The sequence below is a fragment of the Aeromicrobium sp. PE09-221 genome (genome assembly GCF_002174305.1).
Lineage (GTDB): Bacteria > Actinomycetota > Actinomycetes > Propionibacteriales > Nocardioidaceae > Aeromicrobium.
Genome location: NZ_MIJB01000014.1, coordinates 134784 through 146046 on the forward strand (window position 1 = coordinate 134784; position 11263 = coordinate 146046).

General features: G+C 68.3%; 10 protein-coding genes. 8 read left to right on the forward strand and 2 right to left on the reverse strand.

The window, feature by feature from the left end; all coding sequences use genetic code 11:
* The first annotated feature begins 26 nt into the window (after nt 1–26).
* The 8 genes from BHE97_RS08230 to BHE97_RS08265 all read left to right on the forward strand — a co-directional run bounded on the left by BHE97_RS08230 (nt 27) and on the right by BHE97_RS08265 (nt 9173).
* Nucleotides 27–719 (forward strand): ABC transporter ATP-binding protein, encoded by a 693-nt coding sequence (locus BHE97_RS08230; RefSeq protein WP_087623548.1) that lies wholly within the window; start codon nt 27–29, stop codon nt 717–719.
* Nucleotides 716–3223 (forward strand): ABC transporter permease, encoded by a 2508-nt coding sequence (locus BHE97_RS08235; RefSeq protein ID WP_087623549.1) that lies wholly within the window; start codon nt 716–718, stop codon nt 3221–3223. The genes BHE97_RS08230 and BHE97_RS08235 overlap by 4 nt, the downstream gene beginning before the upstream one ends.
* 35 nt (nt 3224–3258) lie before the next feature.
* Nucleotides 3259–4224 carry a DUF6801 domain-containing protein gene (locus tag BHE97_RS08240; RefSeq protein WP_140400058.1) on the forward strand — a complete coding sequence of 322 codons (966 nt, stop codon included), beginning with the start codon at nt 3259–3261 and terminating at the stop codon, nt 4222–4224.
* A gap of 110 nt (nt 4225–4334) precedes the next feature.
* Nucleotides 4335–5162, forward strand: coding sequence for a helix-turn-helix domain-containing protein (locus BHE97_RS08245; protein ID WP_170931336.1), 828 nt, complete (start codon nt 4335–4337; stop codon nt 5160–5162).
* 20 nt (nt 5163–5182) lie between these two features.
* On the forward strand, nt 5183–5710 hold the full coding sequence (locus BHE97_RS08250) for an ECF transporter S component (protein WP_087623552.1): 528 nt from the start codon (nt 5183–5185) through the stop codon (nt 5708–5710).
* Entirely contained in the window at nt 5707–7389 is a 1683-nt protein-coding gene (locus tag BHE97_RS08255; RefSeq protein WP_087623553.1) for an ABC transporter ATP-binding protein, read from the forward strand. Before BHE97_RS08250 ends, BHE97_RS08255 begins: the two co-directional genes overlap by 4 nt.
* Nucleotides 7386–8099 (forward strand): energy-coupling factor transporter transmembrane component T, encoded by a 714-nt coding sequence (locus BHE97_RS08260; RefSeq protein WP_170931337.1) that lies wholly within the window; start codon nt 7386–7388, stop codon nt 8097–8099. The genes BHE97_RS08255 and BHE97_RS08260 overlap by 4 nt, the downstream gene beginning before the upstream one ends.
* A gap of 9 nt (nt 8100–8108) precedes the next feature.
* Nucleotides 8109–9173, forward strand: a complete 1065-nt coding sequence (locus BHE97_RS08265; RefSeq protein ID WP_087623555.1) for a lipase family protein — start codon at nt 8109–8111, stop codon at nt 9171–9173.
* A 65-nt stretch (nt 9174–9238) separates the two neighbouring features.
* Here the strand turns inward: BHE97_RS08265 and BHE97_RS08270 are convergent, their stop codons facing one another.
* Together BHE97_RS08270 and BHE97_RS08280 are read right to left on the reverse strand one after the other, a co-directional pair.
* Nucleotides 9239–10531, reverse strand: coding sequence for an IS256 family transposase (locus BHE97_RS08270; protein ID WP_087623556.1), 1293 nt, complete (start codon nt 10529–10531; stop codon nt 9239–9241).
* A gap of 463 nt (nt 10532–10994) precedes the next feature.
* Nucleotides 10995–11263, reverse strand: a 269-nt coding sequence (locus BHE97_RS08280) for an integrase core domain-containing protein (protein WP_140400060.1), incomplete at its 5' end; no start/stop codon positions are given.

Here is an 11263-nt window from a genome sequence, read left to right on the forward strand (position 1 = left end):
CAGCGGACCACCAGGCTGGTCTCGCGATGAGTGGGGTGGCTGGGCGCCGCGCGGTCGCCGCGGTCGAGGCGCGGGACGTCTGCAAGTCGTATCGCGGCGTGGATGCCGAACCGGTGCTGGCATTGGACCACGTCAGCCTACGGGTCGAGGCCGGTGAGATGGTCGCCGTCATGGGGCCGTCGGGAGCCGGCAAGTCGACCCTGCTCAACGTGCTCGCCGGCCTGGACCGGGCCGACAGCGGAACGATCGCCATTGCAGGTTCGGACATCACCGGGATGTCCGACCGCCGGCTCACCGCACTGCGTCGCGAACGCATCGGATTCGTCTTCCAAGGATTCAACCTGTTGCCCCAGTTGACGGCCGCGCAGAACATCGTCCTGCCGTTCGAGTTGGCCAGGCGGCGCCCCGATCCGCAGCGGCTTGACCGGTTGGCGAAGGTGCTGCGCATCTCAGATCGTCTCTCCCACCGGCCCGGTGAGTTGTCGGGAGGCCAGCAGCAGCGGATCGCCGTGGCACGCGCTCTCCTGCCGGCGCCCGACATCGTCTTCGCCGACGAGCCCACCGGGGCTCTGGACTCGCACAGTAGCGCCGAACTGCTTGGCTTCTTGCGCGATGCGGTGGATCGTGAAGGACAGTCGGTGGTCCTGGTGACTCACGAAGATTCCGCCGCCGCGTACGCCGACCGGACGATCCAGGTCGTCGACGGGCGGACTCGATGATCCTTCGCCTCGCGTGGACCTCGGTCGCGACGGGGTGGACCCGCTCGATCGCGGTCGGAGTCGCGATCGCGATCGGGGTGTGCCTGCTGTCTCTCACCTCGATCCTGTCGGACACGGCCCGGACGACCGTGGACCGTGGACTCCACGTCGAGTACGAGGGAGCGGACATCGTAGTGTCGGCCGGAACGCGCTCGGAGTCCACGACCTCGGGCGAGTCGGTGGGCGCGTCGATGTCGCCGGAGCAGGTGCGTGCAATCGGTGACGTCGACGGGGTCCAGGCGGTCTCCGCCGTCGCGCGCGGCGCCGCGGTCGTCCGTGCCGGCGATACGGTGCGCGGTATCGAGATCGAGAGCCCGTGGGCCGGGCCGCTGGCCTGGCAGGGCACGAGCAGCGGGGAATTCTCCGGCGGCGACGCGCAGATCGCCCTCTCGGCTCAGACGGCGCGCAGTCTCGGCGTCGGAGTCGACGACCGGGTGCTGCTCGGCCGTCAAGGCGTCGACGCACAGGGCTTCACGGTCTCCGCGATCGTGGACACTCGCGGATCCTCGCGCCACGTCACTGCCGCCTACGGCATCGTGAATCTCGACGAGGCCAGGCGGCTGGCCGGCATCGACGGGTTCAGCGAGGTTCGCCTGTCGGTGGCAGACGGTGTGTCCGTGGGGGCGGTCGTCGACGCCGTCAATGCTCTCTCGCCGGGTGGCTGGCCGATGACGGCCGACGAACTGGCCTCCGGGACGGCCGACCTGTTCGGGTTGGGACTCGACGTCCTCGAACGCGTGACGATCGTGCTGGTCGCGGTCTCGCTCATCGTCAGCGCGCTCGTGCTCGCGACGACCTTCACCATCACCGTGGCGGGACGGAGCCGCCAGTCGGCGCTGCTGCGCTGTGTGGGCGCGAGCCGGGGACAGGTGTTCGGATCAGTGGTGGTCGAGGCCGCCCTCGTCGGAGCGCTGGCTGCGCTCGCCGGTGTGATTGTCGCCGTCGTCCTGACCTGGCTGGCGGCGGTAGCGATCGGCGCTCTGACCGGCGTCGTGTCCATCGCCGACGTCACCATCGCGCCGACGGGTTCGGTGTTGGCCCCGTGGCTCGCGGGGGTCGTGCTGGCCGTGATCGCTGCCGTCATACCGGGCTGGACCGCGACGCGCGTGCCTCCCGTCGCCGCCCTCGGCGCCAGCGTGGGCGCTCGCCCGGCGCATCCCGTCCTCGCCGGGCTCCTCAGCGCCATCGTCTCGCTGGGTCTCGTCCCGGTCGTGCGAGTCGCCTCGGCGTCGCTCGGTCACGTCGCCAGTTGGGTTCGCTGGCCCTCGGCGGCGCTGGCGTCGGCCAACATCGCGCGCAACGCGGTCCGCAGTGCGGCCGTGGTGCTGACGGTCGCCATCGGGGTCGCGGTGTGCTCGGGTGCTTGGATCAGCCTGCAGTCGTTGCGCCACATCGCCGTCGAACGTGTGCTGAGCGAGCCGGGCATCGACGTGGTGGTCGGTGACGGCAATGGGGGAGGGCGGATCACCTCCGACACGGCCAGTCACGTGGCGCGGATACCCGGCGTCGTCGCGGCCCAACCGGTCGTCGTCACCGACCAGGTCGTGATCCGCGGGAAGGCCGCCGAGATCGCGGACGCGAACCAAGACGTGTCGGACCTCGATGCGGCCCTCGACGACTCTGGTCTGCGGGTCGAGAGCGAGCGGGGTCAGATGTCGTGGGAGGTTGCCGTCGCCGCGCTGACCGGCGAGCAACTCGACCGGGCCACCCACGTGCCGTTCGACCTGGGGGAAAGTGAGTCGGGCCCGGTCGTCTACCTGACGGAGTCTGCCTACCCGCCGTTCGAATCCGGTGCGCGAGTCACGCTGAGTGGTCCGTCCGGACCGGTGGCGGGCGTGCGCGTCGCGTACGTGAAGGACCTTCCGGTACCGGCGATGATCGCCCCCGAACTGTTCGACGAGTTGGGCGGTTCGAGCAGTTTGCGGTCGGTGTGGCTGCGCCTGGATTCTGAGGCGGATCGTGCCGGCGTTCTCGACCGCGTGCGTGCCGAGGCCGTCCTCGGCGGCAATCAGGCGGTCGGCGGAACTCTGCCGCTGACGGTGCGGATCGACACGGTCGTCGATCTCGTCGTGGCGTTCACGATGGCGCTGCTGGCCGCGGCCCTGGTGATCGCGGTAATCGGGGTGTCCAACGTGATGGTGCTGTCGGTGGTCGAGCGCCGCCGCGAGAACGGTCTTCTGCGGGCGCTGGGTCTCGACACCGAGCAACTGCGCGCCCTGCTGACGACGGAGGCCACGGTGCTGACAGCGCTCGGCTCGGCCCTTGGCCTTCTCGTCGGTGGGTCCGTCGCTGTATGGGCCGTGCACGCGGTGGCCGCGACGTTCGGTCTGATCCCCGAGGTTCGCCTCGGGTGGCTCGCGCTCGGTGCCGTCGTGGTGCTCGTGGTGTTCGCGGCCCGATGGGCCACCGCGCGGGCGGTCGCCGGGGCCATCTCGAGTCAGCCGGCGCGAACGATGAGCGGATAGGCCGATATGGACACAGTGAGAGAAGGAAGGCGAGGATGAGAAACTCCATCGTCAGATGGGCAGTGTTGCTGCCCCTGCTGACCGGTCTCGGCTCGGTCGGCATCGTGGTGGCCGGTGCCCCGGCCGCCACGGCGAAGACCGTCACGAAACAGGTGACTTACACCTGTCAGGTCGCGGGTGTTCCGGGTGAGAGCAGCATCGGCATCCTGCTCAGCGTTGATGTGCCCGATTCCGTCTCGCCGGGCGAGAAGGTCTCGATCAAGGGCACGATCACCCTGCGGCTGCCCGAGAACGTGCGGGCTGCGGCCGCAGCCGCCGAGTTGACTGCTGTGCAGGGCTATTCGGACACGGTCGCCCTCCCGGTGACGGTCGGCGGCAAGACGACCTTGATCCGCACGTCGCGGATCCAGACGCCGAAGTCCCGCATCCTCAGGCCGTTCACCGTCTCGGCGCCGGTCAGCGTCCCGGCCTTCACGGTTCCGGCCGGTGCCACGGGAGAGGTGGTGGTGGAGTTCCCGCGCAATGGATCGGTGGCGAATCCGAAGCCCGGTGGGCAGCCGGCGAAGGTGGCCTTCACGGCGATGTCGACGGTGTACGGAGAGGCGGGCAGTCAGCAGATCGGTCTGTTCTGTTACTACACCCGCGAGATCGACCGGGTCATCGCGAAGGTTCCGGTTCGCGCCGCGGCGCAACAGGCGCCGACGGCCACGACTCTCACGACCCCCACGGCATCGGCATCAGCCTCGGCCGTGGTGGAGGAGCCGACTGCCCCGGCGGAGACCGAGGTCATGGCGACGACCGAGGCGACCTCCGTCGTGGATGAGTCGGTCGAGGCGTTTAGGGAGGTCTCGGCCACGGGCGACCAGTCGCGCGAACCGGGGATCTTCATCCCGCAGCAGACGCTCGTGGCGGCCGGCATCGCCGTCGTGGTCGTGGCCGTCGTCTACGGCGTCCTCGCCGGTCGCCGGGCGCGCCTGCTGATGAAAGGAAGGCCACGATGAGCGTGAGTGCCGGGCGTCCCACGATGCGCGCACGTGGGACCAGCGTCGGACGACATGAGTTAGGCTTGCCTAAGTATCGATCGGTTGGCCGGCTGGGAGGTGGCAGGGGCGTGGGTCCGAGGCAGCGTCGCGCGCTGGGCAGCAGCACGATCGGCACCGTCTCCGGCAGCTTCGTCCACGAGGACGCCGACGAGTTGGCGGTCGTGATCGAGGGATCGGCCACGATGCGCTGCGACGACAGCTACTTCGAGCTCAATCCACACATCGCGCTGTGGATCCCCGCCGGAACGGACCATCACGTCACCTTGCACGATGGCTCGCTCGTCTCTCCGATCGGTCTCACCCGCCCGCGCGACGTCCACGCGGGCTGGTCGAGTCTGGCGGAACTGCGCGTCACCGCCCGGTTGCGTGCGCTCGCGATCCAAGATCTGCAGCATCACATCAGTGACCTCTACCTCGGCAACGGTCAGGTCCGCGACGGCTACTTCGGTCCCAACCCGGCCAAGACTCGCATCGTCGAACTGCTGCCCGCCCTGGAACGGGACGGGCTCATCCTGCGGATGCCCCAGCACTCGGCCGCCGCACGGATCGCCAGGACGCTCCGTGAGCATCCCGCCGATCAGCGCAGTCTGGAGGAACTGTCCAAAGAGGTGTTCGTCAGTGCCAAGACCGTCCAGCGCGCCTTCAGTTCCGAGACGGGGCTGAGCTTCAGCGCATGGCGAATGCGCGCGAGGATGCGCGTTGCCTTGAGCCTGCTGTGCCGCCACGAGCAGGTCGAGGTCGTCGCGCGCCGGGTGGGGTATCAGAGCGTGGCCGGGTTCGTGCTGGCCTACCGCCGCGAGATCGGCTTTGATCCCCAAGAGACCGCATCGCGTGCGAATCTGGCGCCGACCGGATCCGATCCGGCCGCCCAGCGCGAGTCTCCTCGGTCGTCGTGAGTGTCGCGTCCACGTGGTCGATGTCGACGCGCGAACTGCTCGTGTGCTCGGCGATCGCCGTGGTCTCCTCGGTCGTGCTGGTGCCCGCGCTGTGGATGCAGGCCACCGTGGCGGTCGCCGTGCCCGGGCTCTACGCGGTGTTCTCGGGAGCGATCCTGTTCGGCCCGGTCCTCGCGCAGTCGATGCTCAAGCGCGGTGGGGTGGCGCTGGCCACCTCGCTGATCGGCGCACTGGCGATCATGCCGCTGACCCCGCGCGGTTCGGCCATGCTGGTGCCGCTGGCGTTGCAGGGACTGTTTCTGGAGGCGTTGTTCGCCGTCGACGGCTACCGACGTTGGCAGACATGGCGTTGGCCGGTGGCGTGTTTGGGCGTTGGCGTGGTGCACGCGGCGGGCGTCTGGGTCGCCCTTGACCTGGCGTCCATGAACACGGTGTACGCGACGGTCACGATCGCGGTGGTGGTGCTGTCCTACCTGGGTTGGCCGCTGGCCGCCCTCGCGCTGCGTTCGCGCTTGGCGCTGGCCGGTGTCGGGGTGAGCGCCGCATGAGCGACGGTGCTGCGGTGCTGCGAATGGAATCGGTCGGCGTCGACTTCGGCGGCCGACGGGTGCTCGATGGAGTCGATCTGACGGTCGATCCCGGTGAGGTGGTGCTGCTCGCCGGTTCGAGTGGTTCTGGCAAGTCGACGTTGCTGCTGACGATCAACGGCCTGATCCCGCAGTCGATCGCCGCGACCGTCACCGGGACGCTGGAGGTCGCCGGGCACCCAGTCGCGACGACCTCGACGCCGCGCCTGGCAGAGCACGTGGCGGTCGTGTTCCAGGACGCGGACAGCCCGTCGGTGACCGGGACGGTTTTCGAGGAGGTGTGCTTCGGGGCCGAGAACCTGTGCGTCGATGCCACCGAGATCGAGCGGCGGGCGGAGAACGCCCTACGAGCAATGGGTCTGTGGGAGCAGCGCCACGCGGACCCGTCGCGCTTGTCGGGAGGCCAGCGTCAGCGGCTCGCCGTGGCGGGGGCGCTCGCGCAGGGCACCCGGCTGCTGATCCTGGACGAGCCGACCGCCAACCTCGATCCGGTGGCGAGTGACGAGCTCTACGCGTTGCTCGGTGGCCTCGCGGTCAGCGAGCCGCAGACGGCCCCGGCCATCGTGATCGTCGAGCACGATGTCGACCTCGTGATCAACATCGTCGACCGGATCGTGGTCCTGGGCTCCGACGGCAGGATCGTCGACGACGGCCCGCCGGACCTGCTGTATGCGCCCGAGCGCCTCGCCGCGCTGAGGCAGTCTGGCGTCGCCGTCCCCGGTCCGATCCATGCCGCGGGATTGCTGCGCGAGCTCGGCTGGCAAGTTTCGCAGACCACCGAGCCGGTGGAACTAGCTCGCCAAGTCCGGTCCGATCCGCGGCCCCTTCCGGTCCAGACCGGCGGCCAGCCATCGGCCGAGCCGGGTGAGGAACTGGTCGGTGTGCGCGGCGTCAGCGTGCGTCGTGGCCGTGCGATGGTGCTCACCGACGTGAACCTGTCGGTCGCTCGCGGTTCGATCACGGCGCTGATCGGGGTCAACGGTGTCGGCAAGTCGACCCTCGCCCGCACGCTCGCGGGTCTGTACCGACCAGCCGCAGGGGAGATCGTCTGGGCGCCCGACGTGCCACGGGGGCACCGGGCGGGCCTGGTGTTCCAGAATCCCGAGCACCAGTTCGTCGGATCGACCGTCTACAACGAATTGGCCCACGGTTGGCGACGGGCCCGCCTGACCGAGGAAGAGGTCGCCGCGCACGTCGAGCCGCTGCTGAGTCTGGTCGGACTGACCGACATGAGCGATCAGCATCCGTTCACCCTCTCGGGAGGGCAGAAGCGTCGGCTGTCGGTGGCATCCGCGCTGGGCACGGGAACGTCGCTGCTGGTACTCGACGAGCCCACGTACGGTCAGGATCCGCACCACGGCGCGCGGCTGCGTCGCCTGCTGCTCGACCTGCACACCCGCGGCACGACGATCGTCGTGGTGACACACGATCTCGCCCTGGTGGAGTCCACGGCGACGGCGGTGGCGCTCATGGCCGGCGGCACCGTCGTGCGGTCGGGCACGGCGCTCGACCTGCTCGCCGACGATGAGGCGCTGGAGCGTGCCGGACTGCGGCGCCCGGCGATGGATCGTGCCATGTCCACGGTCCCGGGTGGATCGTCATGGTGGCGTTCGGTGCGAGACGGGCAGGCCGAGTCATGACGCGCGCCTGGCTGTGTCGGGTCGATCCGCTCGCTCTGGTGGCGGCTGTGCTGCCGGCGACGATCCTGGTGCTGTTCTCGCGCGGAGTGGCCGTTCCTGCGTGCTTCTTGGGGCTGGGCTTCGGGTTGCTGGTGGCCTCCGGGGCGCCGTGGCGCCGCATCGCTGCGGTGGTGGCGGGCGCCGCGGCGATGGTGACGCTGTTGACGCTCGCGCTGCGTCCGTGGATTTCCGCCGACCGGGTCGAGGGTGAGCCCTGGGCCATTGCCCTGGCGGCAGGTCTGCGGGTGATCACGATGATGGTGCTGACGCTGTTGGTCGCGCTCTCGGGACATTCAGGACGCGATCTCGTGCGCTCGCTGGTGACGAACCTGCGGCTGCCGTACCGGTGGGGGTACGCCGGCCTGAGCGGAGCGCGGCTCTTTCCCGCCGTGGCCGCCGAGCTCGAGCTGGTGCGCTCGGCGCGGGCCGTCCGTGGTAGCGCCCACCGCGGTCGTCCGTGGAGTCCGGTCCAGCGATTCCTCGAACCCGTCGTGCCGTTGCTCGCCTCGCAGATCCGACATGCCGAACGCCAGGCGCTCGTGCTGGAGTCGCGAGGATTCGGCGCCTACCCGATGCGTACCGAGCGTGCCGGTCGCCCGTGGTCCGTGACTGACAGTCTGGCCGTGCTGATCATCTGGGCGATCACTGTCGTCCCATTCGTCGTGCGATGAGAGGCCTTCATGAGTGTTGACCCGCTGGCCGGCACGGTCGTCGCCACCGAGGAGTTGGAACCCGGCCTGCTGGTTCCCGGTGCCGATCGTGGTGTGCTCTTCAGCTATCGATCGGCCGGCTCCGCGGGCGAGCCGCGCGTGGCGACCGCGTCGTTCCAGGCGCCGGTGCGTGCAGGCCAGGAGCGCCCCGTGGTGGTGTTCTGCCACGGCACCACGGGGGTGGGGGAGCAGTGCTCCGTTTCGCGCGGCGTCGGCCCGGCGATCGGGGAGTTCCTGGCACCGTGGATAGCCTTGGGCTTCGCGCTCGTCGTTGTCGACTACGCCGGTCTGGGCAGTGAAGGTCCTCATGCCTACCTCAACCACTTCGGCACGGGGCGCCAAGTCGTCGACTCGGTGCGTGCGGTACATCGGCTCGCGCCGGACCTCGGCGTTCGACTGGACGACCGGTGGATGGTGTTCGGTGGATCCCAGGGTGGGCACGCGGCCCTATCGGCGTCGCTGGTTTCGACGCGGGCCCCGGGGCTGGAGCTGATCGGAACGGTCGCGCTCTGCCCGCCCACCGATCTGGGTCCGCAGTTCTACTTGGCGGGGCCGTGGGTGCCCTGGCTTCCGGTGAAGGATCTGGTTGCGTACTTCGGGTACATCCTCCACGGCTTCGAGAGCGCCGATCCGGGTGTGCGCGAGGAACTCGACCGGGTACTGACGCAGCGCGGGCGCGATTTGGTCGATTCGTCGCCGTGGTACCACTACGCCGAGCTGGTGGAGCGGACGCGTTCGTGGTCGGTCGGGTCGTTGCTGCGCCGCCCGCTCGGAAAGTCGGTGGTGCGCCGATTGCGCGAGCACTCGCGACTGCCGTCGGCGGTGGCTCATCTGGCTCCGGTGCTCGTGGGTCAGGGGCGGCTCGACCCGGTGGTGCCGTGGCCGCTCACCGGGCGCTACGTGCGGGACAGCCGCGCCGCCGGCTCCGACATCCGGATGCGTTCCTACTGGACGGGCCACGGTGTCCACGCGGCGGCCCGCCCGGACGCACTGCGATTCGCGTCCGAACGCCTGCGCCAATCGCGCAGCACGTAGAAAAGCGCAAATACACTGCCCATGACGGGGACTATCTCGGTAACGGTGTTTCCGGCGGTTTTCATTTAGTAGGTCTCCGCGGCCGGCCAGCGGTCAGCGAAGGTGATGGCGAATGCGTTGAGAGCGGGTTTCCATCGGATCGTCCATCGGGCCCGTCCCGCACCGGTCGGGTCGAGTGACCTGGTGACAAGATACAGGCACTTGATCGCTGCCTGCTCCGTCGGGAAATGGCCCCGAGCTCTGACTGCTCGCCGGTATCGGGCGTTGAGGGACTCGATCGCGTTCGTCGAGCAGATCACACGGCGGATCTCGATGTCGTAGTCCAGGAACGGGATGAACTCTTCCCACGCGGAATCCCAGAGCCGGATGATCGCTGCGTACTTCTTGCCCCACTTCTCGTCGAGGTCCTCCAGCGCGGCCCGAGCGGCGTTCGGGTTCGGGGCGGTATAGATCGGCTTCACGTCACGTTTGAGGGCATCCCAGTCCTTCTTCGACGCCAACCGGAACGTGTTCCGGATCAGATGGATGATGCAGGTCTGCACCGTCGTGAGCGGCCACACATTCCCGACGACCTCGGGCAGGCCTTTCAGCCCGTCGCAGACGAGGAAGAACGTGTCCTTGACACCCCGGTTCTTGATATCAGTGAGCACGCTCATCCAGAACTTCGCTCCCTCACCACCATTGCCAGCCCAGAGCCCGAGGACGTCCTTCTCGCCGGCGAGGGTGACACCGATCGCGGCATAGATGGGCCGGTTCGCGACTTGCCCGTCGCGGATTTTCACCACGATCGCGTCGATGAAGATCGCCGCATAGACCTCATCCAGCGGCCTCGAGGACCACTCGTTCATCTCCTCGATGACCTTGTCTGTGATTCTGGAGATCGTCTCCTTCGAGACGCTGGCGCCATAGATCTGCGCGAAGTGCGCACTGATCTCACCCGTGGTGAGCCCGTGCGCATACAGCGACAACACGATCTCCTCGACCCCGTTCAACCGACGTTGACGTTTCTTCACGATCTGCGGCTCGAACGACCCGTCACGGTCGCGCGGCACATCAATCGTGACCTGCCCGGTCGCTTCGGTCAGCACCGTCTTGGGTCTCGTCCCGTTACGCACGTTCCTGTCCTCGCCATCCGGGTCAGCATGGTTCTTCTCATGCCCGCGATGCTCCGTGAGCTCCTCGTTTAGCGCGGTCTCGAGCACGTTCTTCGTGAACAGTTTCAACAACCCGTCGGGGCCGGTCAAGGCCAGGCCTTGTTCCTTGGCCAGCCGGACCAGCTCTGCCGCCGCAGCGGCCTCCGCGGACCGATCATCATCGTGGTGTTTCTTCGGACTCACAACTTCCAGTGTCGTTGTCATCACGGCACCTTTCCCGCCACGCATCACGCGCGGCGCGTCAGGCCGGAAACACCGTTAAACCCACAGTCCCCGCCGAGTACATCTAGGCGGTATGAAGTAACCGCTCAGGGCTGCTGGGGGGGCGGGCCGGGGCCTCGCTCAAAAGATTCGTGGGTTACCGAACAGGGGCGTCCTGCTCGCTATCTGACATTGTGGGAAGCCCCGGTGTTTACGGAGCGTACGAGTGTGGGACTGGACGTGCACGCACGATCGGTTGTCACCGCAGCGATCGATGGCGTCACGGGTGAGCTGGTCGAGGCTAGATTGGCGCCGTCGCATGAGCATGTCCGATCCTGGCTGGACGGCTTATATGGCCCGGTGGTCGAGGCCGATGAGGCCGGACCGACGGGGTTCGGGCTGTATCGGACGTTGGCCTCGGAGGGGATCCGCTGCGAGGTGGTCGCGACGAGCAAGTTTCAGCGCCCTAGCTGTAGTTCCCCGGGAGGTTGTGAACGCGGTCGGCGGGGACGAAGCCTCCGATTCCGGTGTGGGGTCTGTGGTGATTGTAGGAGTGCAACCAGTCGGCGTAGGTCGCTGAGCGGTCCTCGTCAGACAGGTAGATCTGGGCGTATGCCCACTCGTCCATCAGGGTTCGGTTGAAGCGTTCGACCTTGCCGTTGGTTTGGGGCCGGTATGGCCGTGTCCGGCGGTGCTTGACGTTCTCGCCGAGTGCTGCGGCGAAGACGTATGACC

Bases quoted from the DNA above. Each gene is read 5' to 3' on its own strand.
- BHE97_RS08230 (WP_087623548.1), top strand. From the start codon at position 27: ATGAGTGGGGTGGCTGGGCGCCGCGCGGTCGCCGCGGTCGAGGCGCGG.
- BHE97_RS08235 (WP_087623549.1), top strand. From the start codon at position 716: ATGATCCTTCGCCTCGCGTGGACCTCGGTCGCGACGGGGTGGACCCGC.
- BHE97_RS08240 (WP_140400058.1), top strand. From the start codon at position 3,259: ATGAGAAACTCCATCGTCAGATGGGCAGTGTTGCTGCCCCTGCTGACC.
- BHE97_RS08250 (WP_087623552.1), top strand. From the start codon at position 5,183: ATGTCGACGCGCGAACTGCTCGTGTGCTCGGCGATCGCCGTGGTCTCC.
- BHE97_RS08255 (WP_087623553.1), top strand. From the start codon at position 5,707: ATGAGCGACGGTGCTGCGGTGCTGCGAATGGAATCGGTCGGCGTCGAC.
- BHE97_RS08260 (WP_170931337.1), top strand. From the start codon at position 7,386: ATGACGCGCGCCTGGCTGTGTCGGGTCGATCCGCTCGCTCTGGTGGCG.
- BHE97_RS08265 (WP_087623555.1), top strand. From the start codon at position 8,109: ATGAGTGTTGACCCGCTGGCCGGCACGGTCGTCGCCACCGAGGAGTTG.
- BHE97_RS08270 (WP_087623556.1), bottom strand. From the start codon at position 10,531: ATGACAACGACACTGGAAGTTGTGAGTCCGAAGAAACACCACGATGAT.